Origin of the sequence: Micromonospora sp. NBC_00421 (assembly GCF_036017915.1) — a bacterium.
Classification (GTDB): Bacteria; Actinomycetota; Actinomycetes; order Mycobacteriales; family Micromonosporaceae; genus Micromonospora.
Genome location: NZ_CP107929.1, coordinates 6,370,321 through 6,393,873, shown reverse-complemented (window position 1 = coordinate 6,393,873; position 23,553 = coordinate 6,370,321). Strand labels below are relative to the sequence as shown.

General features: G+C 71.9%; 21 protein-coding genes and 2 pseudogenes. 13 read left to right on the top strand and 10 right to left on the bottom strand.

The genetic code is table 11. The features are described from left to right. Nucleotides 1-144 precede the first annotated feature (144 nt). Nucleotides 145-1,185 carry a hypothetical protein gene (locus OHQ87_RS27425; protein ID WP_328342531.1) on the bottom strand — a complete coding sequence of 347 codons (1,041 nt, stop codon included), beginning with the start codon at nt 1,183-1,185 and terminating at the stop codon, nt 145-147. 275 nt (nt 1,186-1,460) lie between these two features. On the opposite strand from OHQ87_RS27425, the gene OHQ87_RS27420 reads away from it, so the two are divergent. The 7 genes from OHQ87_RS27420 to pstB all read left to right on the top strand — a co-directional run bounded on the left by OHQ87_RS27420 (nt 1,461) and on the right by pstB (nt 8,593). After that, nucleotides 1,461-2,177, top strand: coding sequence for a winged helix-turn-helix transcriptional regulator (locus OHQ87_RS27420; RefSeq protein WP_328342529.1), 717 nt, complete (start codon nt 1,461-1,463; stop codon nt 2,175-2,177). A 175-nt stretch (nt 2,178-2,352) separates the two neighbouring features. Continuing rightward, nucleotides 2,353-3,219, top strand: coding sequence for a polysaccharide deacetylase family protein (locus OHQ87_RS27415; protein WP_328342527.1), 867 nt, complete (start codon nt 2,353-2,355; stop codon nt 3,217-3,219). Between the two features lie 45 nt (nt 3,220-3,264). Further along, nucleotides 3,265-4,191: a mycothiol synthase gene (gene mshD / locus OHQ87_RS27410; RefSeq protein ID WP_328342525.1), complete on the top strand. Its 927-nt coding sequence runs from the start codon at nt 3,265-3,267 to the stop codon at nt 4,189-4,191. A gap of 281 nt (nt 4,192-4,472) precedes the next feature. Continuing rightward, nucleotides 4,473-5,579 carry a phosphate ABC transporter substrate-binding protein PstS gene (gene pstS, locus OHQ87_RS27405; protein ID WP_328342523.1) on the top strand — a complete coding sequence of 369 codons (1,107 nt, stop codon included), beginning with the start codon at nt 4,473-4,475 and terminating at the stop codon, nt 5,577-5,579. A 43-nt stretch (nt 5,580-5,622) separates the two neighbouring features. Continuing rightward, nucleotides 5,623-6,714: a phosphate ABC transporter permease subunit PstC gene (gene pstC, locus OHQ87_RS27400; protein WP_328342521.1), complete on the top strand. Its 1,092-nt coding sequence runs from the start codon at nt 5,623-5,625 to the stop codon at nt 6,712-6,714. Beyond that, nucleotides 6,711-7,799: a phosphate ABC transporter permease PstA gene (gene pstA / locus OHQ87_RS27395; RefSeq protein WP_328342519.1), complete on the top strand. Its 1,089-nt coding sequence runs from the start codon at nt 6,711-6,713 to the stop codon at nt 7,797-7,799. Before pstC ends, pstA begins: the two co-directional genes overlap by 4 nt. Nucleotides 7,800-7,816: 17 nt before the next feature. Beyond that, complete coding sequence (gene pstB, locus OHQ87_RS27390) at nt 7,817-8,593, top strand: phosphate ABC transporter ATP-binding protein PstB (RefSeq protein ID WP_091242519.1); 777 nt, start codon at nt 7,817-7,819, stop codon at nt 8,591-8,593. Between the two features lie 672 nt (nt 8,594-9,265). Here the strand turns inward: pstB and OHQ87_RS27385 are convergent. Further along, nucleotides 9,266-10,252 carry an NUDIX hydrolase gene (locus OHQ87_RS27385; RefSeq protein WP_328342515.1) on the bottom strand — a complete coding sequence of 329 codons (987 nt, stop codon included), beginning with the start codon at nt 10,250-10,252 and terminating at the stop codon, nt 9,266-9,268. Between the two features lie 110 nt (nt 10,253-10,362). Between OHQ87_RS27385 and OHQ87_RS27380 the strand changes: the two genes are divergently transcribed. Continuing rightward, complete coding sequence (locus tag OHQ87_RS27380; RefSeq protein WP_328342513.1) at nt 10,363-11,331, top strand: Gfo/Idh/MocA family protein; 969 nt, start codon at nt 10,363-10,365, stop codon at nt 11,329-11,331. Nucleotides 11,332-11,439: 108 nt separating this feature from the next. Here the strand turns inward: OHQ87_RS27380 and OHQ87_RS27375 are convergent, their stop codons facing one another. The 3 genes from OHQ87_RS27375 to OHQ87_RS27365 form a co-directional block, all read right to left on the bottom strand. Then, the gene (locus tag OHQ87_RS27375; RefSeq protein WP_328342511.1) at nt 11,440-12,444 is read right to left on the bottom strand and encodes an inorganic phosphate transporter; all 1,005 of its coding nucleotides are present in this window, start codon (nt 12,442-12,444) and stop codon (nt 11,440-11,442) included. A 4-nt stretch (nt 12,445-12,448) separates the two neighbouring features. Next, on the bottom strand, nt 12,449-13,075 hold the full coding sequence (locus tag OHQ87_RS27370; RefSeq protein WP_067311399.1) for a DUF47 domain-containing protein: 627 nt from the start codon (nt 13,073-13,075) through the stop codon (nt 12,449-12,451). Between the two features lie 146 nt (nt 13,076-13,221). After that, nucleotides 13,222-14,325, bottom strand: a complete 1,104-nt coding sequence (locus tag OHQ87_RS27365) for a PPK2 family polyphosphate kinase (RefSeq protein ID WP_328342508.1) — start codon at nt 14,323-14,325, stop codon at nt 13,222-13,224. A gap of 470 nt (nt 14,326-14,795) precedes the next feature. Here OHQ87_RS27365 and sigJ point away from each other — a divergent pair, with 470 nt between their 5' ends. After that, entirely contained in the window at nt 14,796-15,761 is a 966-nt protein-coding gene (sigJ, locus tag OHQ87_RS27360) for an RNA polymerase sigma factor SigJ (RefSeq protein WP_328342505.1), read from the top strand. A 101-nt stretch (nt 15,762-15,862) separates the two neighbouring features. Here sigJ and OHQ87_RS27355 read toward each other — a convergent pair whose 3' ends face one another. Further along, the gene (locus OHQ87_RS27355) at nt 15,863-16,369 is read right to left on the bottom strand and encodes a DUF402 domain-containing protein (protein ID WP_328342503.1); all 507 of its coding nucleotides are present in this window, start codon (nt 16,367-16,369) and stop codon (nt 15,863-15,865) included. A gap of 140 nt (nt 16,370-16,509) precedes the next feature. Between OHQ87_RS27355 and OHQ87_RS27350 the strand changes: the two are divergent. After that, nucleotides 16,510-17,871: pseudogene (locus tag OHQ87_RS27350) on the top strand (ATP-dependent DNA helicase); the annotation flags it as partial. Between the two features lie 189 nt (nt 17,872-18,060). After that, nucleotides 18,061-18,747: pseudogene (locus OHQ87_RS27345) on the top strand (ATP-dependent DNA helicase); the annotation flags it as partial. A 66-nt stretch (nt 18,748-18,813) separates the two neighbouring features. Here the strand turns inward: OHQ87_RS27345 and OHQ87_RS27340 are convergent. Continuing rightward, complete coding sequence (locus OHQ87_RS27340) at nt 18,814-20,148, bottom strand: AI-2E family transporter (protein ID WP_328349020.1); 1,335 nt, start codon at nt 20,146-20,148, stop codon at nt 18,814-18,816. A gap of 151 nt (nt 20,149-20,299) precedes the next feature. Here OHQ87_RS27340 and OHQ87_RS27335 point away from each other — a divergent pair, with 151 nt between their 5' ends. Then, nucleotides 20,300-20,647 carry a GroES family chaperonin gene (locus tag OHQ87_RS27335; RefSeq protein WP_328342501.1) on the top strand — a complete coding sequence of 116 codons (348 nt, stop codon included), beginning with the start codon at nt 20,300-20,302 and terminating at the stop codon, nt 20,645-20,647. Between the two features lie 103 nt (nt 20,648-20,750). Then, a complete protein-coding gene (locus OHQ87_RS27330) occupies nt 20,751-20,918 on the top strand; it encodes a hypothetical protein (RefSeq protein ID WP_176738891.1) in 168 nt (55 codons plus the stop codon). Between the two features lie 63 nt (nt 20,919-20,981). Here OHQ87_RS27330 and OHQ87_RS27325 read toward each other — a convergent pair whose 3' ends face one another. From OHQ87_RS27325 to OHQ87_RS27315, 3 genes are read right to left on the bottom strand one after another with little or no spacing between them, the layout of a single operon-like run. After that, complete coding sequence (locus tag OHQ87_RS27325; RefSeq protein ID WP_328342496.1) at nt 20,982-22,247, bottom strand: glycosyltransferase; 1,266 nt, start codon at nt 22,245-22,247, stop codon at nt 20,982-20,984. 8 nt (nt 22,248-22,255) lie between these two features. Continuing rightward, complete coding sequence (locus OHQ87_RS27320; protein WP_328342494.1) at nt 22,256-22,861, bottom strand: tetratricopeptide repeat protein; 606 nt, start codon at nt 22,859-22,861, stop codon at nt 22,256-22,258. Next, nucleotides 22,858-23,217 carry a hypothetical protein gene (locus OHQ87_RS27315; RefSeq protein ID WP_328342492.1) on the bottom strand — a complete coding sequence of 120 codons (360 nt, stop codon included), beginning with the start codon at nt 23,215-23,217 and terminating at the stop codon, nt 22,858-22,860. Before OHQ87_RS27315 ends, OHQ87_RS27320 begins: the two co-directional genes overlap by 4 nt. Nucleotides 23,218-23,553: the final 336 nt, after the last annotated feature.

Genomic DNA, 23,553 nt, shown 5'->3' with positions numbered 1-23,553 from the left:
GTCGCCGTCGCCGTCCGCGACGTGCCGTCATCGGTGCCGCCGTCGCGGCGCACCGCTACTACCCGAGCGCCGTCACGCCCAACCGCCTCGCGCCCCACCGCCTCGCGCCCGCAGCCGCGTCAGAGCGGTCGACGGACGCCCGCGTCAGAGGAAGAGCACACACATCGCGTACGCCGCCGGAGCGGCCAACGCGAACCCGCCCAACGGACCCTGCATGTGCCGGGCGATCCACAGGGTGGGTGGTTCCCCGGCCATCAGCCGGCCCGCCTCGGCGTAGCCGACGGCGAGGTCGGCCAGCACGGCGGTGGCAGCGGTGACCAGACCGATCACCGCGGCGCTGGTCGGGGTGAAGCCGACCAGGTAGCTGCCGAGCAGGGCGCTGGTGAGAGTGCCGGCCATCGCACCGACGACCACCCCGGCAGCGCCCCGGGGCACCTGCGGGGCCAGCCGGGGCCAGGCCAGCACGGCGTCGGTGAGCCGGGCCACGGTGAGCGCGACACCGGTGGCGACCAGGCAGACGGTGATCGCCTGGGTGCCGGCCGGAATCCGGCTCAACGTGATCAGGATGGCGAACGCCACCACGCCGACCACGATCAGCAACGTGGTGCCGAGCGAGTCGGTCACCCGGACCCGGTCCACCCGGCGGAAGAGCTGACCGATCACCCCGAGCAGGAAGCCGCCCAGCGCCACGAACCCGAGCGGTGCCAGCCCGGCGACGTCGGTCTGCACGGCGGCCACGTCGGCCGCCGCGGCGACCACGCCGCTGGTCAACGCCACCAGCAGCAGCGCGGGCGGGCGCATGGCCATCGTCCAGGCCAGCACGAAGAGCAGTTGGACGCCGAACACGATCAGGGCGAACGGCAGCCGGTGCCCGGGGCCTGCGGTCTGCGCGCCGAGCACCAGGCCGACGCCGAGCAGCGCGGCGAAACCGGCGATGGTCAGCGAGAGCGGCCGACGGACCTCGACCGGCTCGATCGGCTCCTCGTCCGGCTCGACGTCGTCCTCCTCGCTGCTGCGGCGCGGCGCACCGCCCTTGCGGAACCGGCGCGGGCCGCGCTCGCGTCGGCTTCCGGCGTCGTCGTCCGGGGCCGGGCGCGGCCCGGGTGCGGGACCGCCGGCCGGGCCGTCGGGGGCGTCGTCGACCCACGGGTCACGGCCGGTCTCGGGCGAGGTGGAGGGAAACACGCCCCGATCGTGCCAGACCGAGGGGGTTCGGCGGGGATCACGTCGGCTCCCGACGGGGGCCGTCGGTTTCGGTGACGTTAAAACCTGAGCGGCGATCACGGGCAGATCCGACAAACAGGAAAGGACGCCGAGGTGACAGCGGGGCGATCGGTTACGCTCAAGCCGTTACCCGCCCGTCAGCGACGCCGGGACCCACGCAAGTTCTCAGCGCCCCGCCCGCCAGCGGAGCAGCTGGTCGCGTGCGGCCATAGAGCCGCCGGGACGGAGGTGATCGTGTGGAGCTCCTGCTGCTGGTGACCGCGCGTGCAGGTGAGCCCTCGGCGGTGCTGCCGGCACTCGACCTGTTGCCGCATTCGGTCCGTACCGCACCACGTGACGTCCGCACCCTGGTTTCCGGGCCCAGCCCGGACGCGGTGCTGGTCGACGCCCGTTCGGAGTTGAGCGAGGCCCGTGCCACCTGCCGGATGCTGCACGCCACCGGCCTGGGCGTGCCGCTTGTCGCGGTGGTCACCGAGGCCGGTCTGATCGCCCTGAACGCCGACTGGGGCGTGGACGACGTGATCCTGGCCGGTGCGGGGCCGGCCGAGGTGGAGGCCAGGCTGCGGCTCGCGGTGGGCCGGCTGAACAACGCCACCTCCGGGGCCGGCGGCTCGATCCGGGCCGGCGAGCTGAACATCGACCCGGACACCTACGCGGCGAAGCTCAAGGGTCGGCCGCTCGACCTCACCTACAAGGAGTTCGAGCTGCTGAAGTTCCTGGCCCAGCACCCGGGCCGGGTGTTCACCCGGGACCAGTTGCTCCGCGAGGTCTGGGGCTACGACTACTTCGGCGGCACCCGCACCGTGGACGTGCACGTCCGACGGCTGCGGGCCAAGCTCGGCTCGGAGTACGAGTCGATGATCGGCACGGTCCGCCAGGTGGGCTACAAGTTCGTGGTCCCGCCGTCGTCCCGGTCGCTGCCGGAGTCCGAGCCCGCGCCGCTGCCGGTCTGATCCCGGCGGGAGCACCGCACCACCGTAGGAGTATTTCCGATACGCCCCTTTTGCCCCTGTTGCCGGCTCTATTCTGACTGCCGGAATCAGCAGGGGCGAGAGGGGCGACGGTGCGTGCACTGACCACGGGGGCGACGAGAGGGCCGTCCCGCGATCCGGACCGGCGGTGGCGCTGATGCGCGCCCGGTCGACCGGCGGGACCATCGGCGTCGTCACACTGGTGCTGGCTGCCCTGCTCGGGTCCGCGTACGCGCTCGGCCGCAGCATGGTCCCCGAACCTCCCCGGCAACCCACCGGCGCGTCGGCGCAGGTCGACGGCGCCCAGTACGCCGAGCAACCCGCCGACCCGGCCGCCCCGCAGGCTCGCCCGGACGGCACCGGCACCCCCGCCGCCGGGGTCGACCCGGACGCCGCGCAGCCGGCCGGCGGGGGCGACGGCCCGTTCGGCAGCCACGCCAGCACCGGCTCCGGCGAGGTCGCGCTGACCTTCGACGACGGGCCGGACCCGACGTACACGCCGCAGGTGCTGGAGGTGCTCCGCGCGTACGGGGTCAAGGCGACGTTCTGCGTGGTCGGCGAGAACGCCCAGGACCACCCGGACCTGCTGCGGGCGATCGTGGCCGACGGGCACACCCTCTGCAACCACTCGTGGCACCACGACGTGCTGCTCGGCAAGCGCTCCCCCGACCTGATCCGGGCCGACCTGATCCGCACCAACGACGCCATCCACGCCGCCGTTCCGGACGCCCGGATCAGCTACTTCCGCCAGCCCGGCGGGGCCTGGACGTACCCGGTGGTCTCGGTCGCCGAGGGGCTGGGGATGACCCCGCTGCACTGGACCGTCGACCCCAACGACTGGCAGGTCCCCGGGGCCGCGAAGATCACCGCGACGGTCACCGGGGACACCGGGCCGGGCGCGATCGTGCTCATGCACGACGCCGGCGGCGACCGGCAGGGCACAGTGGACGCCCTACGCCGGATCCTGCCCGACCTGACCAGCCGGTTCCGACTGGAGGCCCTGCCGGTCGGCGGGGCCAACTGAACCGGGCGGGCGGAACGACGCTCCGGAGCCGACTACGGTGGCGGGATGAGCAGCGTCGAGGCGACGACCGACCGGGTGGCCCACAGCGACCGACTCGCCCCGGGCGAGGTGGCCGAGGTGCTGGCCCTGGCCCGGCTCGCGGGTGACGCCGACGGCGCCCAGCCCTTCGACGAGCACACCCTGCTGCGGCTACGCGACCCGCAGGCGTCGGCCCGGCACCTGACCGCCCGTGCCGCCGACGGCACCCTGACCGGGTACGCCCACCTGGACACCACCGACCCGACCTCGGGGGTGGGGGTGGAGTTGGCGGTGCACCCCGGTTTCCGGCGGCGGGGCACCGGGCGGGCGCTGGCCCGGGGCGTACTGGCGGTGGCACCCGGCCCGGTGCGGGCCTGGGCGCACGGCGACCACCCGTCCGCCGCGGCGCTCGCGGTCGACCTCGGCGGCACACGGGCCCGGGTGCTCTGGCAGCTCCGTCGGCCGCTGACCGAGGCGGTGTCGCCGCCCCGGCTGCCGGACGGGGTGACGCTGCGGTCCTTCCGCCCCGGCGAGGACGACGGCGCCTGGCTCGCGCTCAACGCCCGTGCCTTCGCCGCGCATCCGGAGCAGGGCCGGTGGACCATCGACGACCTGCGGGCCCGGCTGGCCGAGCCGTGGTTCGACCCGGCCGGCTTCCTGCTCGCCGTCGACCCGTCGGACGGGCGGCTACTCGGCTTCCACTGGACCAAGGTGCACGAACGGTCCGGCTCGGCCCGGATCGGCGAGGTCTACGTGGTGGGGGTGGACCCGGACGCGCACGGCGGCGGCCTCGGCCGGGCGCTGACCACCGCCGGGTTGGCCTACCTGCGCGACCGGCGGGGCCTGGACCGGGTGATGCTCTACGTGGACGAGTCGAACACCGCCGCCGTCTCGCTCTACGAACGGCTCGGCTTCGCCCGCTGGTGCGGGCACGTCAACTACCACCTGGGCTGACCTCCCCCTCGGTCTCCGCGCGGTAACGGCGGGGACTCGCCGGGATAACGGCTGCCCGGATATATCGCATTAATGCGGATACCGGGACGGCAGTTCACCTAACGGACAACCCTCCCTCAGGCAGCGGTCATCTTTCCGGCCGGGGCTGTTCATGCTGCGTTCACTTCCGACCGGCGAACCGTCTACCTGGCACTTCTAGCTTTCGTGTCAGCCGGTCAGCGCGCCGGCACTCGGGCCCCATCCGGGCGACCTGACCAAAGACGTGAAGGGAAACCTTTCAGGTGAAGCTCCAGCGGCACGGCGCCATTGCCTGCCTCGCTCTTACTGCGGTCCTCGGCCTCAGCGCCTGCGGCTCGGACAACAACGAGCCGGCCAGCACCTCCGCCTCCGGTTCGGCCAGCGCGGCGGCCGACTGCGGCAAGGGCACCCTGAACGCGCAGGGCTCCTCCGCACAGAAGAACGCCATGGCCGAGTGGATCAAGGCGTACCAGCAGAAGTGCGGCGGCACCACGATCAACTACGAGCCCACCGGCTCCGGCGCGGGCATCCAGGCGTTCATCGCCGGCACCGCCGACTTCGCCGGCTCCGACTCCGCCCTCAAGCCGGAGGAGCAGCCGCAGGCCGACGCCAAGTGCGCCGGCGGCGCGGCGCTCAACCTGCCGATGGTGATCGGCCCGGTCGCGGTCGTCTACAACGTCGGTGGTCTGGACAACCTCCAGCTCAAGCCGACCACCCTGGCGCAGATCTTCGCCGGCAAGGTCACCAAGTGGGACGACCCGGCCATCAAGGCCGACAACCCGGACGCCAAGCTGCCCGCCGCCACGATCCAGACGGTGCACCGCTCCGACGAGTCGGGCACCACCGACAACTTCACCAAGTACCTGTCCAAGACCGCCGCGACGGACTGGACCTTCGGCAACAACAAGGCCTGGAAGGCTCCCGGCGGGCTCGGCGCCCCCAAGTCCGACGGCGTCGCCGCCAAGGTCAAGAGCACCGAGGGCACGATCAGCTACGTCGAGTGGTCGTACGCCGAGAACTCCGGCCTGAAGAAGGCCAAGGTGCAGAACGGGGCCGGCGAGTTCACCGAGCTGACCGCCGAGTCGGCCGGCAAGACCATCGCCGGGGCCAAGATCGAGGGCCAGGGCGACGACCTCAAGATGTCGATCGACTACGCCACCAAGGAGGCCGGGGCGTACCCGATCGTCCTGGTGACCTACGAGATCGTGTGCAGCAAGGGCATCGCCGCCGACAAGCTGCCGCTGGTCAAGGGTCTGCTGGGCCACGCCGCCAGCGCCGAGGGCCAGACCGAGCTGGTGGAGCTGGGCTACGCCCCCCTGCCCGACTCGGTCCGGACCAAGGTCGAGGCCGCGGTCAAGAACCTCGGCTGACCGTCCCGAGCGACAACCCCCTCAAGTCGAAGCGAGCGCGCAGATGGGTGAAACCCCTCCCCGCTCGGCATCCGCCGGCACCGGTGGACCTGCCGTGACCCAGGGTCACGAGCGGTCCGCCGGTGCCTCGGCGCGTGTTGCCGAGGCACCAGTCAGCACCCGTACCCCCGATGACGACCAGGGCCTGGGCGGAGGCGGCGGACTGCCCCGGGCGCGGGCGTTCGGCGCGGAACGGGCCTTCCGCGGCCTGACCCTGGCCGCCGGCGTCACCGTACTGGTCATCATCGCGGCCATCGCGGTCTTCCTGATCGCCAAGGCCGTCCCGGCGCTGCGGGCCAACAGCGCCGACTTCTGGACCTTCGAGGGTTGGTTCCCCAACGACGACCCACCCACGTTCGGCATCGGCGCGCTCGCCTTCGGCACCCTGCTCACCGCCCTGCTGGCGCTGCTGATCGCGGTGCCGGTGGCACTCGGCATCGCCCTCTACCTGTCCCACTACGCGCCACGTCGGCTCGGCACCGGGCTGGGCTTCGTGATCGACCTGCTGGCCGCCGTGCCGAGCGTGGTGTTCGGCCTGTGGGGCCGGGACTTCTTCGTCGGGCCGGTCGCCGACCTGTCGGCCTGGCTGAACACGTACTTCGGCTGGATCCCGATCTTCGGCGACGGCCCGTACGGAAACTCGATCCTGCTCGGCTCCCTGGTCCTGGCGATCATGGTGCTGCCGATCATCACCTCGCTCTCCCGCGAGGTGTTCCTGCAGACCCCCACCGCCAACGAGGAGGCCGCCATCGCCCTGGGGGCCACCCGCTGGGAGATGCTGCGCACGGCGGTCCTGCCGTACGGCCGACCGGGCATCATCGCCGCCGTCATGCTCGGCCTCGGCCGGGCGCTCGGCGAGACCATCGCGCTCGCGCTGACCCTCGGCTCGACGTACGCCATCTCGTTCAACATCCTCGCCAACGGCGGCAACAGCATCGCCGCGAACATCGCCAACCGCTTCGCGGAGGCCAACGAGACCGGGCGGGGCGCGCTCATCGCCTCCGGCCTGGTGCTCTTCGCGATCACGCTGATCGTCAACATCACCGCGCGGGCGATCATCTACCGCCGCCGCGAGTTCACGGAGTCGGCCGCATGACCACCACGCTCACCTCCCACCGTCCCCGCCCACCGGCCCAGCCGGACAGCCTGCGGGCCAGGCGGCTGCCCGGGTACGCCACCCCCGCCCTGGCGGTGCTGGCCCTGCTGGTCGCCGCCGGCATCGTCTACGGCGTCGACCTCGGCGGCCCGGTCCTCGTCGTGGTGCTCGGCGCACTGCTCTACCTGGCCGCCCTGTTCACCGCCGCCAACGTGGTGGAGGGTCGACGCTCGGCCCGCAACCGGGTCTGGAGCGCCCTGATCCACTCCGCCCTGGTGCTGGCCGTGCTGCCGCTGGCCTCGGTGGTGTGGACCCTGGTCAGCAAGGGCACCGCCCGGCTCGACGCCGACTTCTTCGGCAGCTCGATGAACAACATCGGGGCCCGGGACGCCAACGGCGGCGCCTACCACGCCATCGTCGGCACGCTGGAGCAGGTAGGCATCGCCACCGCGATCACCGTCCCGCTCGGCGTGCTCTGCGCGATCTACATCGTCGAGTACGGACGCGGCCGGTTCGCCTTCGCCATCCGGTTCTTCGTCGACGTGATGACCGGCATCCCGTCCATCGTCACCGGCCTGTTCGTGCTGGCCTTCTGGGTGTTGATCGTGTCGCCGTGGTTCAACGACGGCCGCCCCAGCTTCTCCGGCTTCGCCGCCGCGCTGGCGTTGAGCGTGCTGATGCTGCCGACGGTGGTCCGCTCCACCGAGGAGATGCTGCGCCTGGTCCCCGCGCCGCTGCGCGAGGGGGCGTACGCCCTGGGCGTACCGAAGTGGAAGACCATCCTGCGGGTGGTGCTGCCCACCGCGCTGCCCGGCATCGTCACCGGCATCATGCTCTCCATCGCGCGGGCCGCCGGGGAGACCGCCCCGGTGCTGCTCGTCGCCGGCGGTGGTGCGGCGATCAACTTCAACCCGTTCGAGAACAACCAGTCGTCGCTGGCCCTCTTCGTCTACCAGCAGGCCGGCGAGGCGTCGAAGTACTCGCCGGCACGGGCCTGGACCGCGGCGCTGACCCTGGTCGTCCTCGTGCTCGCCCTGACCGTCGCCGCGAAGCTGCTGGCCCGCCGCAACCGGCTCGGCCGATGAACCCCGGAGGTACCACCATGGCCAAGCGCATCGACGCCACCGACGTGACCGCCTACTACGGCGGTTTCAAGGCGATCGAGAACATCAACCTGACGGTCGAGCCGAAGACGGTCACCGCCCTGATCGGCCCGTCCGGCTGCGGCAAGTCGACCTTCCTGCGGTCGATCAACCGGATGCACGAGGTGCTGCCGGGCGCCCGGGTCGAGGGCAGCCTGACCATCGACGGCCAGGACGTCTACCACCGCGACGTCGACGTGACCGCCGTCCGCCGCATGATCGGCATGGTGTTCCAGCGCCCCAACCCGTTCCCCACCATGAGCATCTTCGAGAACGTGGTGGCCGGGCTGCGGCTCAACGGAGTGCGCAAGAAGTCCATCCTGGACGAGGCGGCCGAGCGTGCGCTGCGCTCGGCGAACCTGTGGGACGAGGTCAAGGACCGCCTCGGCAAGCCCGGCGCGGGCCTGTCCGGCGGCCAGCAGCAGCGGCTCTGCATCGCCCGTACCATCGCGGTCGAGCCGCAGGTGGTGCTGATGGACGAGCCCTGTTCGGCGCTGGACCCGATCTCGACGCTGGCCATCGAGGACCTGATGTTCCAGCTCAAGGACAAGTTCACCATCATCATCGTCACCCACAACATGCAGCAGGCGGCCCGGGTCTCCGACCGCACCGCCTTCTTCTCCATCGAGAAGACCGGCGACCCCGGCCGCCTCATCGAGTACGACAACACCCAGAAGATCTTCAGTAACCCCAGCCAGAAGAAGACAGAGGACTACATCACCGGCCGCTTCGGCTGACCCCTCCCCGCCCAGCGTGCCCCGGCGGCTCGCGCAACCACGGTGGTTCGGGCGGGTGCGGCAACCGACACGGCCCCTGCCCCGACCGGTGTACGGGCTGGTGCGACGGACTGGTGTGCGCGCGTGCGCGACGGGTGCGCGCGTGCGCGACGGGTGCGCGCGTGCGCGACGGGTGCGCGCGTGCGCGACGGGTGCGCGCGTGCGGTGTGGGTGCTGCCCGGTTGACGGTCAGAGCGGTGGGGACGGCGGGGTGTCGGAAGACTCGTCCGGGTCCTTTCGAGCTGATGACATAAACGATTCAGGCACCCGAGCGGGCCGGTCCGGCACCGGGACGGGTCGTCGCTGGGACCGGGTCGTCGCTGGGACCGGGTCGTCGCTGGGACCGGGTCGCTGCCGGGACGGGTCGTCGCTGAGCCCACCGGTGAGTCGCTAGCGTCATCAGCTCGAAAGGACCTGAGACAGACCTGGATGGCGTGGGGCAGAGCCTGGTGGGTGGAGGCGGGTCGGGGCCCCGACCGCACCGGACCGACGAACCCGGTCTCCTCTCGCGTCGGCACGTCGGCACGTCGGCACGTCGGCACAGCGGCACGTCGGCCCACCGACGGCACCGGGCCGATGTGCGCGGTACCCACCGACTGCAGCGGGCCGCCCGCCCGGGGCAGGTGTGGCGGGTCAGGTGAGGATGAAGTGGGGGGTGCCGTTTTCCGGAACGTGGAGGCGGGGGGTCACCGGGGTGGCCGCGTCCCGGGTGGCCGAGGCGCGGGCCACCGCGGCCAGGGCACCGGCACCGGCCCCGGCCCCGGCACGGTCGCCACCGGCGGCCGCCAGGTCACCAGCACCAGCACCAGCACCAGCACGTTCACCGGCGGCGGCCACCTCGGCCAGGGTGACCAGGGTGGGCGGGAGCATGGTCAGCTCACCGGCCTGCGCGCGGGCCAGGGCGTCCGCCGGGCGGATCCACATGGTGTGGTCGGCCTCGCCGGAGACGTCCCGGGTCCGCTGCCCCTCGGGCAGCAGAGCCACGAAGAAGTACGTGTCGAAGCGACGCGGCTCGAACTCCGGCGTGATCCACCGGCTCCACGGCATCAGCAGGTCGGACCGGAGCGTCAACCTACGCTCGGCGAGCAACCCGGCGAAGCCCCGCCTGCGTGCCTCCAGTTCCTGCCGCGCGATCTCCCAGTCGTCACCGCTGACGTCCCCCACCACCGTGCGGCTGCCTACCAGCGGGCCGTCCCCCACCAGCGGGCCGTCCCCCACCAGCGGTCCATCCCCTACCGCTGGGTCACTGCCGGGGCCAGCCAGCAGCACCCCGGCTTCCTCGAACACCTCCCGCGCCGCGGCACACACCACCGCCTGAGCGGCCTGCGGGGCGACCCCCAGCCGATCCGCCCAGGCCGCTGGCCCGGGGCCGACCCAGTCCAGGTGCGCCTGGGAGTCCGACGGGTCGACGCCACCGCCGGGGAAGGCGTACATCCCGCCGAAGGCCATCGCGGCGACCCGGCGGATGACGTACACCTCGAAGTCGGTGCCGGCCGGGCGGAGCAGCAGCACGGTGGCCGCGACCCGGGGCGACGCCGGGACGCCGCCCTCGGCCTGGAACCGACGGGCGTGCTCGACCAGGGCCGGCGGGGCGGGGAAGCCGGAGCTGTCGATCGTCATGCGCCGAGCCTAGTCCCGCCGAACGCCCCGCCCACCCCACCGACCGCCGGGCCGATGCCCCTCGGCGGGCAGCGGGCAGCGGGCAGCGGGCAGCGGGTTAGCGTGGGCGCATGACACGTTGGGGGATTTTGTCCACCGGCCACATCGCCGGCCGGTTCGCCGAGGATCTACGACTGGTGTCGGGAGCCGAACTGGTCGCGGTCGGTTCACGGGCGCCGGAGAGCGCCGAGCGGTTCGCCGGCCGGTACGGGGCCAGCCGGGCGTACGGCTCGTGGGCGGAGCTGGCCGCCGACGACGAGTTGGACGCGATCTACGTGGCGACCCCGCACGCCGCCCACCACGAGGCCGCCCGGGTCTGCCTGGAGGCCGGCCGGGCGGTGTTGTTGGAGAAGCCGTTCACCCTCGACCTGGCCACCAGCACGGAGCTGGTCGAGCTGGCGCGGGCCCGTGGGGTCTTCCTGATGGAGGCCATGTGGATGCGGTGCAACCCGCTGATCCTGCGCCTGGTCGAGCTGGTCCGGTCGGGGGCGATCGGCGAGGTGACAGGCGTCCGGGCCGACTTCGGGGTGGCCGGGCCGTTCCCGCCGGAGCACCGGATGCGCAACCCGGCCCTGGGCGGCGGCGCGCTGCTGGACCTTGGCGTCTACCCGGTCAGCCTGGCCCACCTGCTGCTCGGTGTCCCGCAGCACGTACGGGCCTGGGCCAAGCTCAGCCCGGAGGGGGTGGACGAGAACACCGGCATCGTCTTCGGGTACGACTCGGGCGCGGTCGCCACGCTCGGGTGCGGGATGGTCGGGGCGACCCCGCTGACCGCCGCGATCACCGGCACCACCGGCCGGATCGAGCTGCCCGAGCCGTTCTTCCGCCCCGGCTCGGCGGTGCTGCACCGGGCCGACGCAGAGCCGGAGACGCTCACCGACGACCCGGCCGGCGGCGGCTACCAGTACGAGGCCGCAGAGGTGCAGCGCTGCCTGGCGGCCGGGCTGACCGAGAGCCCGCTGGTGCCGCACGCCGTCACGCTGGAGGTGATGGCCCTGCTGGACGACATCCGGGCCCGTATCGGCGTCGACTACGCCTGAGACGCCGGGAAGGGCACCCGCGTCCCGCCCGAGACGGTGACGCGGGTGCCCTTCCCGACCGGGGCGGGGCTGCCCGTCCTGACCGACGGACCGCCCTCCCGGCGGCGCTCAGAACAACGGGCGGACCACCAGGTAGGTCAGGCAGGCGATCAGCGCGGCGGCCGGGAAGGTGATGATCCAGGCGAGCACGATGTTGCCGGCCACGTTCCAGCGGACCGCGGAGAGCCGCTTGGTGGCGCCCACCCCCATGATCGCCGAGGTGATCGTGTGGGTGGTGGAGATCGGGGCCTTCAACACCAGCGCGTTGAAGTAGAGCACCGCGCTGGCCACCGTCTCGGCGGCGAAACCCTCCGGCGGACCCAGGTCGATGATCTTGCGGCCGAGGGTCCGGATGATCCGCCAACCACCGGCGTACGTGCCGAGCGCCAGCATGGTCGCCGAGGTCCAGAAGACCCAGCCCGGGATGTGCGTCTTGTCGTCCTGGAAGCCGCCGGTGTAGAGCGCCAGCACCACGATGCCCATGGTCTTGGCGGCGTCCTGCATGCCGTGGCCGACCGACATGGCCGCCGCCGAGGCGGTCTGCGCCCAGCGGAAACCCCGGTTGAGCTTGCCCGGCTGCCCCTTGCGGAACGCCCAGAGGATGGCCAGCATCAGCAGATAACCGAGGGTGAGGCCGACGATCGGCGACAGGACCATCGGCAGGATGACCTTCTCGCCGATGGTGACCCACTGCACGACGCCACCGGTGGAGAGCAGGGTCGCCCCGACCAGGCCGCCGAAGAGGGCGTGCGAGGACGACGACGGCAGGCCGAAGTACCAGGTGATCAGGTTCCAGGCGATGGCGCCGAGCACCCCGGCAAAGACCACCCCGAGGCTGCCCACCCCGGTGGGGAGGGTGACCAGGCCGTCGCCGACGGTCTTGGCCACCCCGGCACCGAAGTGTGCGCCGATGAAGTTGCCGACCGCGGCGAGGCCGAGGGCGAACCGGGGTGTCAACGCGCGGGTCGAAACGCTTGTCGCAATCGCGTTGGCAGCGTCGTGGAAGCCGTTGGTGTAGTCGAACGCCAGGGCCACCGCGATCACCGCCAGCACGGCGATGAGTTCGGGACTCACAGGCTCAGGACTCCTTGACCGCGATGGTCTCGACTGTGTTCGCCACGTGCTCGAAGGCGTCGCAGGCGGCTTCCAGCTCGTCGGCGACCTCCTTCATCTTCAGCACGGTCAGCGCGTCGTACTCGCCGGAGAAGAGCCGGACCAGCAGCATCCGGTACGCCTGGTCACCGTCGTTCTCCAGCCGGTTGCACTCGATCCAGTAGTCCTCGAGGTCCTTCATCGACTTCAGCCGGGGCATCGCCTCGGCGGTCAGCTTGGCCTGGAGGTCGAGCACGTTGACCAACTCGTGCAGCTCGCGCGGCAGCGACGGGAGCTTGGTGAGCCCGTACAGGTAGAGCAGGTTGCCGACCGCCTCCAGGTGGTCCATCACGTCGTCGAGCAGCGAGCCCAGCCGGTAGATGTCCTCCCGGTCGAACGGGGTGATGAAGGTGGAGTTGATCTTCTTGTAGAGATCGTGGGTGATCTGGTCGCTGTCGTGCTCGACCTCGGTCAACCGCTCGCTGACCGACTGCACGTCGACGCCGGGAAGGGCCAGTTCGTTGAGCAGCTCGGTGCCCTTCACCAGGTTCTGCGCGGCCCTGGTGAAGAGCTCGTAGAAAGCGCCCTCGGTGGGACGGAAGGAAAACTTCACAGCACGGACCTCGTCGTGTCGGTGGAAGGGTGGCCGCCGCCCCAGGGGGCGCCCGCTGAAGCATGCTAGGTACCCCACCGGGGCGGGTCTTCGCCGGCCTACCCCCGGTCAGACCCGATTCACCGCTCGTTCACCTGCTGTTCACCTCAGCCGCCACCGCCGCCACTCGACAACCGCTGGCGCTCCCGTTCCACGTCGAAACCGGCAGCCGGATACCCCAGATCAAGGCCCTCGAACGTCTCCCGCAACAGGTGCGCCACCGCCCAGTCCCGGTACCACTTGCGGTCCGCCGGCACCAGGAACCAGGGCGCGGCGTCCGTGTCACACCGGCCCAGCGCCTCCGCGTACGCCGCCTGGTAGTCGTCCCAGCGGGCCCGGGAGTCGAGGTCGCTCGGCTGGTACTTCCAGTACTTCGTCGGGTCGGTCAGCCGCTCCGACAACCGCCGCGCCTGCTCGTCGGCGGAGATGTGCAGCATCACCTTCACCACTGTCACATCCCCGTCGGCCAACTCCCGCTCGAAGGCGTTGATCTGGTCGTACCGGGCCCGCCAGGTCTCCTCCGGCACCAGGGCGTCGACCCGGGCCACCAGTACGTCCTCGTAGTGCGAGCGGTTGAAGATGCCGACGTACCCCGGCGGGGGCAACGCCCGGCGGATCCGCCACAGGAAGTCGTGCCGCAACTCCTGGCGGGTCGGTGGGCCGAACGACCGGATGTGCAGGCCGAGCGGGTTCATCGCGCCGGCCACCCGCTTCACGGTGCCGTCCTTGCCCCCGCAGTCCATCGCCTGGAGCACCAGCAGCAGCCGCCCCGGCCGTCCTCGGCCCAGCTCCGATCCGCCCCTGGTCGGGGCCGAGGTGTGGGCATCCCGCGCACCGGCCGCCGGCACTGTCGCCGTCGCGGCCGCCGTGGTCGTCGCGGCCGCCTTCGCTTTCGCGCCCGCCGCCGCCTTCGCGCCCGCCGCCTTCGCGCCCGCCGCCGCCTTTGGGCCCGCCGTGGCCTTCGCGGTCGCGGTCGCCGTCGCGAACAGCATCTCCTGCTGCCGGGCCAACCCGGCACCGATCAACTCGACCTGCCGCCGGGCCCAGAGCTTGCGGTCCTTCCCCTCACCCGCCGCAGCCGGTAGGCCCGGGGTGGAGCGGGGATCGACCGCCCCGAGATCGACCGGCCCGCCGTCCGATCGCACCCGCAGCAACTGCCGTACCGTCCCACCCTCGGGTACGACGATCTCCGTCTCCTCGTCTGCACGCATCTCCCGATCCTCGCCCACCCCCGCACCCCCCACCACCCGAGCACCCACCCCACACGCCCCGCAGCCTCCGCACATCCCCGCGCGCCCGCGTCCCACCCGTCGCCGCGACGCCCGGCAAGATCGCGCTACTTCATGGTCGTCAACACCGTTGCGTTAACGCCGTGGGCGGCTGGTCAACCCGGGACAGGAAGTGCCCGATCGGGGAGCGGGGTGGGCCCGCTCGGCGATCATGGAGTGGTGGTGCCGACCTTGGGGGCTTTACGGGCGTTCTGTCACCCACCACAACTCCATGATCGGCGAGGCAGCGGTGGTCGACGAACAGGCGTTCCACCTAACGCAACGGGGTTGTCATGGTTGTAGTGGCATCTTTTTGCGAATGAGACCACTACAACCATGAAGTAGCGCGCGATCTTGACCGGGCCCGCTCGGCCCAGGGCGGACGAGTCGCGTCGGGGAGGGATCATGGGGCGGTGGACCTGGTAGCGGAGTTCGAGGCCGAACGCAGGCGGTTGACCGCGCTGGCTCACCGGATGTTGGGCAGTCGCAGCGAGGCGGAGGACGCCGTCCAGGAGACCTGGCTACGATACGCCGGCGCGCTCGCCGACCCGGTCGGTCGCGCCGAGGTCCGGCACCTGGGTGGCTGGCTCACCACCACCTGCTCCCGGATCTGCCTCGACGTACTGCGCTCGGCCCGGGTCCGGCGGGAGACGTACCCGGGGCAGTGGCTGCCGGAGCCGGTGGTCACGCCGTGGGACGGCGTCGTGCCGGGGCCGGACGGTTTCGCCCCCGACCCGGCCGACCGGGCGGTCCGACGCGACCAGCTCGGCACCGCCCTGCTGGTCGTCCTGGAACGGCTCAGCCCCGAGCAGCGGGTCGCCTTCGTCCTGCACGACGTCTTCGCGGTGCCGTTCGCCCGGGTCGCCGAGGTGCTGGGGAGCACACCCGAGGCGGCCCGCCAGCTCGCCTCCCGGGCCCGTCGGGCGGTCACCGCCACCGACGTGCCCCGGCACACCGCCGACCCGGCCGAGCAGCGAAGGGTGCTGGCCGCGTTCGCCGCCGCGACCGAGTCGGGTGACCTCGACGCGCTGGTCCGGGTCCTCGCCCCGGACGTGGTGCTGACCAGCGACAGCGGAGGGCACTTCCCTGCGGCCCGCCGGCCGATCGTCGGCGTCGACCCGGTGGCCCGCTTCCTGCTCGGCCTCTTCACCCGGGCCGGCCGGTACGGCCAGCGGCTCCGGGCCGAGCCGGTGCTGGTGGACGGGGTGCTCGGCCTGCATCTGGAGACCGTCGCACCCGACGGTCGGCTGCTGCGGATGGTCACCGGGTTCGCCGTGCACGACGGCCGGGTCACCGGCCTGTTCCACCAGCTCAACCCGGACAAGCTCCACCGGCTGCCCGAGCTGGCCCCCGACGCCACCTGGCCACCACGCTGGTGACCCGCCCCGCCGTCGCCACCACGCGGGCCGGGGCCGGGGTCAAGGTCGGAGCCGGGGTCAAGGTCGGAGCCGGACGGACCGCCGGGCCGCCCGTTGGTGGATCAGACCACCAGGGCCAACCACTTGCGGTAGGCCGAGGCGAACGGTTCGGTGCCGTCGCCGAGGGCGGTGAGCAGCCGGGCCGCCGCCGCCTGCGCCTGCGCCACCACCTCGTCCGGATAGCCGAACCGGACCCGGTGCTCGGCGAACTCGTCCTCGTCGCGCAGCTCCACCAGGCCGGTGGTCCGCCGGCGCACCACGTCCAGGTCGAGGTCGATCAGATGGACCGTGTCGTCACCCTCCCAACGGGCCGGGGTGGCGATGTCGCAGTAGACCTCGCTGGTCCGCGGCGGCGGGTTGAACATGCCCGTCCACCAGGCCCGGTGCGGCACCAGCAGGACGAAGGGGATCTGCTCCACCGAGGGCCGGCCGTGGTAGACCGACTCGGTGCCCTCGGTCACCCCGAGCCACACCCCGAGGTCGTCCTCGGTCAGCCGGCGGGCCGGGTAGTCACGGTGGGCGCTGCCGTCGTACTTGCGGTAGATCACACGGACCGTGTCGCTCGGCATGAGTCGCACCCTAGCCGATTCCGCCCACTCGCCGCCGCAGGGAGTTGACCGGTCAGCAGTGGCGACAATCCGGACGGTGACCGCGCCACGCGGGAGGCGGCGGCGCGTCCACTGTCGGCGTCGGCGGGTACCGTCGCACGGTGACTCCGCCCCGTACCGCCGCCGGTTCCAGCACCCCGACGGCCCGCTCCGGTCGGCGGCGCGGTGGCCGGCCGAGCGGCACCGAGCTGCTCGCGGCGGCGGTCGGCGCGGTCCCCGGCGGCGCCACCCGGCCGGGCCAGCAGCAGATGACCGAGGCGATCGAGCGCAGCGTCGCCACCCGGGAGCACCTGCTGGTGCAGGCGGGCACCGGCACCGGCAAGTCGCTTGCCTACCTGGCCCCGGCGTTGACCGTGGACGGCCCGGTGGTGGTCTCCACCGCCACCCTGGCGTTGCAGTCCCAACTGGTCGAACACGACCTGCCCCGGCTCGCCGACGCGGTCGAACCGCTGCTCGGCCGCCGCCCCACCTTCGCCGTACTCAAGGGCCGGCACCACTACCTCTGCCTGGCCCGGCTGGACAACTCCACCGAGGACGAGCCGGAGGACACCCTCTTCGACGCCCCCGCCGCCCGGCCCGGCGGCGGGACGAAGTGGCTCGGTGAGGCGGGCCGGATGGGCAAGCAGATCCAACGGCTGCGCGACTGGGCCGAGAAGACCGACACCGGCGACCGGGACGAGCTGGACCCGGGCGTCGACGACCAGGCGTGGCGGCTGGTCTCGATGCCCGCCCGGGAGTGCGTGGGGGCGTCCCGCTGCCCGTTCGGCCAGGAGTGCTTCGCCGAGGCGTCCCGGGCCCGCGCCCGGGAGGCCGACGTGGTGGTCACCAACCACAGTCTGCTCGCGGTGGACATGCTGGCCGGTCGGCACATCGTGCCGCCGCACAAGCTGCTGATCGTCGACGAGGCGCACGAGCTGGCCGACCGGGTCTCCTCGGCGGCCCAGGCCGAGCTGGTGCCGGAACTGATCGACAGGTCCGCCCGCCGGGCCCGGCCGCTGCTGCGGCCGGACGTCGCCGACCGGCTCACCGAAGCCGGCGACGCGCTCGCCGCCGGGCTGGGCGAGGCCCCGGCCGGTCGGCTCACCGGCGGGCTGCCCGGCCCGTTGCGCGAGGCGTGCACGCTGCTCGACGCGGCCACCCGGGCCGCCCTCGACGCGATCGGCGACGTCAAGGCCGACGACCCGGACCCGGTCCGCAAGCAGCAGGCAAAGGCGGCACTCGACGAGCTGTCGGCCACCGCGCAACGGCTGCTGGAGGAGGCCGACCACGACGTGGCCTGGGTGGAGAAACCGGACAACGGCAGCCGCCGGGCGCTTGTGGTCGCGCCGCTGTCGGTCGCCGGCACCCTCTCCACCCACCTGTACGACGAGCGCACCGTGGTCGCCACCTCGGCGACGTTGGCGCTGGGCGGTCGGTTCGACACGGTCGCCAGGGCGCTCGGCCTGGACGCGCCACCGCCCGCCCCGCCGTCCCCGGCCGCCGCCGCACTGGCCACCGCCGCCGCGGGCCGGTCGACCGCCGCCGTCCCGGGTGGTTCGCCCACGGGTGCCCCGCCCGCCGAGCCGGGTGCCGGGGGTCGGCCCACCGCAGGCGTCGCCGGCCACGGCGGGGTGGCGACCACACCGGGCAGCCGGCCCGCCACCGGCGTCGTACCGGCCACCTCGGGGCCGGGCTGGTCGTCGCTGGACGTCGGCTCACCGTTCGACTACGCCAGGCAGGGCATCCTGTACGTCGCCGCGCACCTGCCCCGGCCCAGCGTCTCCGGGTTGCCCGAGGCGGCCGGCGAGGAGTTGCTGCGGCTGGTCGGCGCGCTCGGTGGTCGTACCCTCGGGTTGTTCTCCTCGCGACGGGCCGCGCAGCAGGCGGCGGAGCTGCTCCGGGCGCGCACCGACCTGCCGGTGCTGCTCCAGGGCGAGGAGGCGTTGCCGCTGCTGGTGCGCCGGTTCCGGGAGGAGCGGTCGAGCTGCCTGTTCGGGGTGATGTCGCTCTGGCAGGGGGTGGACGTGCCGGGCGACTCGTGCCAGCTGGTGGTGATCGACAGGTTGCCCTTCCCCCGCCCCGACGAGCCGCTGGCGGCGGCCCGCGCGGCGGCGGTGGACGCGGGTGGCGGCTCCGGCTTCTCGGCGGTCAGCGTGCCGATCGCCGCAGTCCGGCTGGCCCAGGGGGTGGGCCGGCTGATCCGGGCCACCGGCGACCGGGGGGTGGTGGCGGTCCTCGACTCGCGGCTGGAGACGGCGCGCGGCTACGGCCCGTTCCTGCGCCGCTCGCTGCCCCCGTTCTGGTACACCACCCGGCCCGAGGTGGCCCAGGGTGCGCTGGAGCGCCTCGCCAAGCTCTGACCACGCGCAAGCCGCCCGCTCCCGCGAGCGGAACGGGCGGCTTGCGGCGTTCGGTGGCCGGTCCGGTCAGGGGGCCCGGGAGGCGACCACCACGGCGTCCGGCGGGGTGTCCGGCACGCTGCGGGCGGCGAGCCGGCGTACGGCGGTGTTGAGCACCGCGATCAACGGCACCGCGACCAGCGCCCCGGTGATGCCGGCGAGCACCACCCCGGCGGCGATCCCGATGATCACCGCGAGCGGGTGGATGGCCACCGCCCGACCCATGATCAACGGCTGCAGCAGGTGCCCCTCGACCTGCTGCACACCGATCACCACGCCCAGGATGATCAGGGCGGTCACCGGTCCGCTGTCGACAAGCGCCACCAGCACCGCCACCACCCCGGACAGGAACGCGCCGACGATCGGGATGAACGCGCCGAGGAAGACCAACGCGGCCAGCGGGAAGGCGAACGGGACGTCGAAGACGACCAGGAAGATGCCGATGCCCACCGCGTCGATGAACGCCACCAGCACGGTGGCCCGCACGTAGGCGCCGAGCGTCGCCCAGGACGCCCGGCCGGCGTCGTCGACCTTCCACCGGGCGGCGACCGGCAGCAGGCGGACCAGGAACCGCCAGATCCGGTTGCCGTCACGCAGGAAGAAGAAGGTGGCGAAGAGCACCAGGATCGCGCCGGTGAGCAGCTCGGCCAGGGTGGTGGCGGTGGCGAGCGCCCCGCTCGTGAACTTCTCGGTGTTGCCGTTGATCCAGCCCTGCGCCTCTTCGATGTAGCGGTTGAGCTGGCTGTCGGACAGGTGCAACGGCCCGGTCTTGAGCCAGTCCTGGATCTGCCGTACGCCCTGCGACGACTTCTCGCTGAGCTCCGGCACCCCCTGGATGAACTCGTTGACCACCAGGGTCAGCGTGCCGAACACCGCGACCAGGCCGCCGACCATCACCACGGCGGTGGCCAGCGAGCGGGGGAACCGGACGCGCAGCAGCCAGCCCACCGCCGGGGCGAGCAGCGCGGAGAGCAGCAGCGCCACCGCCAGCGGGATGATCACGATGCTGATCGTCCCGACGATCTTCAACAGCGCCCAGGTGACGACGCCGATCACGATCAACCGCCACGACCAGGCGGCGGCGATCCGCAGGGCGTGCGGCACGTCGGCGTCATCGCGGCTGGAGGTGGAGTGGTGCAGGGCCGCCGGAGGCTCGGTGCCGACCACCGTCGCCGACGGGGCCGCCTCCGGGCCGGGCGACGCGGGGGTGGCCACTCCGACTCCCTCAGGCGCGTCAGCCGGATCGGCACGCCCCGCGCGGACCGACTCCCGTCCGGACTCGTACGCGCGGCGGAGCCGCCCGCGTACCCGCTCGAAGCGGCTCAAGCGCACCTCCTGGAGAAACGACACCGGGCCGCCCACGACGACGGCCCGGACAGGGTACGTCCGTGCGCCCGCCACCGTAGGACAGTTCCGCCACTCATTGCCCCGCACCACGGCGGCTCAACCTGCCCGGGCCGCATCGGCTCCACCACCGGATGGACGCCACCGGAGCACACGGTAGCGTCTTGGCGTGACCGTCGACCCGAACCTCGACACCGGCCTGCCGATCCGCCTGCTGCACGACCGGGTGTTGGTGAAGGTGGACGGCAGCGAGGGCGAACGCCGCTCCACCGCAGGCATCGTCATCCCGGCCACCGCCGCCGTCGGCAAGAGACTGGCCTGGGCCACCGCCGTGGGAGTCGGCCCGCACGTGCGCGCCGTCGTGGCCGGCGACCGGGTGCTCTTCGACCCCGACGACCGCTCCGAGGTCGAACTGCACGGCCGGGGGTACGTGCTGCTGCGCGAGCGGGACGTGCACGCCGTCGCCGCCGAGCGGGTGGAGACCGAGTCCACCGGCAGCACCGGCCTCTACCTGTAGGCGTACCCGCCGACCCACCCCGCCTCCCGGTTTGTCCGGCCTCCCGGTTTGTCCCGCTTCCCGGCGGGAAGCCACGCACGTCCAGGTGCCCTGGGGAGGGACGATGCCGATTCTCGTGAAGAAGGTGCTGCTCTGGGGCAGCGTCGCCTTCCTGATCTACTTCATGGCGTTCCGCCCGGACGGGGCGGCGCAGTTGTTCAAGGGGATCGGGGCGGCCCTGATGGCGATGGCCCAGGGCCTCGGCGACTTCCTCACCACCCTGATGACCTGACCGGTCCCGGCCGGGCACGACCCGACCGCCAGCGCGGGACGCGGCTGCGCCCCACCCGATGGGTCAGATGTTCAGCAGGCCGCCGTTGCGCAGGGCGTCGTCCTTGATCGCGATGAGGTTCGCCGAGACGTACGGGATGTTGTGCGCCTGGTGCCACTCGCTGGGGAAGTACGTGACCAACCGTGACGCCTGGAACCGGCACCGGATCTCCGGCACGAAACGAGAGTAGTTGGCGTCGGTGAAATACCAGAACGAGTTCTCGTTGTAGAACGCGACATGCGTGGGGTCCTGGTAGGCGCCTCGACCGTCGGTGCTGGGGGTCAGCGACAACAACATCCCGTTCGGAGCGAGCAGTCGGTACAACTCGTTGAAAAGCGCGATCTTGTCCGGAATGTGTTCCAGGAAGTCCACGGCCCGAATGACCCCGACACTGCCGTCCGGCAGATCGACCCCCTTCGTCACGTCGCAGACCAGGTCGACGCCCGGCCCGTCGTGGTAGTCCAGACCGAGATAGCCCTCCGGCTTGTTGTGGGCGGCACCCAGGTCGAGCGCCACAAGTCCCTGCCGCCGCGACCAGGCCAACGCGTTGTGTTGGATGTTCCGGTCGTAGATCTCCACCGTACGCTGCTGGATGCGGGCATTGAGCTCCGGAATACGCTGCGTGTTCTTGGCGTGCATGCGCTGCAGGTACAGGCATTTCTGAATGTGGTGGAACTCGCTCACCTGGTAGATCCGCGCCATGAGATCGGCGTCGTCCGCGACGTCGAGCGACTCGTCGTATCCGCCGACCTTCTCGTAGATGTCCCGGCGGAAGGCCCGCACGTGGTTCGGCGCGTACCAGATGTAGCTCACGTTGTGCGGCGTCGGCGGCAAGGCCCGGCAGACCAGCACCTCGCGGCCGTCCACCTTCTCGTCGTAGTGCCGCCAGCCGAACGAACTCGCGAAACGGTCCTCACAGCGACCACCGTCCTCCTGGATCTGGGCGGTGTCGCTGTAGACGAACCCCACCTCCGGGTGGGAGTCGAAGGCGTCGACGATCTCCTGCAGGCAGTCGCTGCTGAGCAGATCGTCGTCGTCGAGCTCGACCAGGATGTCCCCGGCGGCCTCGGCGCAGGCGTGCCCCTTCACCGCACCCACACCATTGAGGTCGTCCTGGACGATGAGCCGGATGCGATCGTCGTGAGTCTCGGGCCGCCACCGGGACCCCTGGTTGAGAATGACCACCCACTCCCAGTCGGTGAAGGTCTGCGCCACCAGCGAGCGGAAGCACTCGTCGATGAAACGGGTGCGGTTGCTTCCGGTGAAGACCGTTACGCGCGGTGTGTGCATCGGGTCGGTCACCTGCCCGTCGGGGCGGGCCGGTACTTCGCCGGAACGGAAGAGGTGAGCCCCTTGTCCAGCCGGATGGCCGCCTTGAAGGCGTCCCGCGCTGCCTCCTCGTCACCGGACTTGGACAGCAGCATGCCCAGTCGGAGGTAGGCGGTCGACGACTTGTTGTCGATCGACACGACCTTGCGGTAGATCTCCATCGACGTCGTCGGCTCCCTGCCTTCCAGGGCGATGGCCTTGTTGTAGAGGGCCGGCTTGTAGTCGCCGTCGGCCGCCAACGCCTTGTCGTAGTTGCTGATCGCCTCGTCGGCCTGGTTGCGCGACTGGGCGATGAAGCCCAGGTTGAACCAGGCGAACTTGTTGTCGGCCTCGTCGGCCAGCACCTTCTCGAAGCTGGCCTTCGCCGCGTCGTAGTCACCGGCCTGGCCCTGCTCGACACCGAGTTTCAGGAGATCCGCCGGTGTGGATCCGGTGTGGGAACCGCCGTTCGTGCTGTCGCTGCTGCCGGAACTGCTGGCCTGCGGCTTGTCGGCGGGTTTAGCACTGCATGCCGGGACTCCGACAAGCAGGACCGCACCACAGGCAAGTGAACCGAGTATCTGACGCGTGCTCATTTCTCCTCCTTGACGGTACTGGGGCGGTTCGGCCGGCTGGTACGGCCACTGTTTTTCGCCGTTGCCCGATCCGACCTGTCGGCCGCAGGGGCAAACGCCAACGGCGTGGCGGGCGAGATGCAGGACACCCAGATGTCGGCACCCCCGCCGGTAAAGGTGAACTGGTAGCCGCTGATCGAGAGCGGCTGGATCAGCACCGGATTCACGCCCGCACCCGAGAGCTGGTATCCGGTTCCGACAGCGATGTCCCCGGGCACGCACCCGAAATCAACGGGGGTATCCGCGATGACGGTCAACGGGCCCTGAATGTAGGCCGCCTGGATTCCATTGCCCGCCGTTCCCTGGGCGCCCTGCACGCCCGCGCCGCCCTGCGCGCCCTGAGTGCCCTGTGGGCCCTGTGGGCCCTGTGGGCCCTGTGGGCCCACGTCGCCCTGGGCACCCTGGACGCCCTGGGCACCCTGGATGCCCTGTGGACCGATGTCGCCCTGCGCGCCCTGAGTGCCCTGAGTGCCCTGAGTGCCCTGAGTGCCCTGCGCGCCGACGTCGCCCTGCGCACCCTGGAAACCCTGCGCACCCTGAACCCCTGCCGCACCCTGCGCCCCCTGCGCCCCCTGTGTGCCCTGTGTGCCCTGTGTGCCCTGCGCACCCGCGTCGCCCTGCGCACCCTGGAAACCCTGCGCACCCTGAGCACC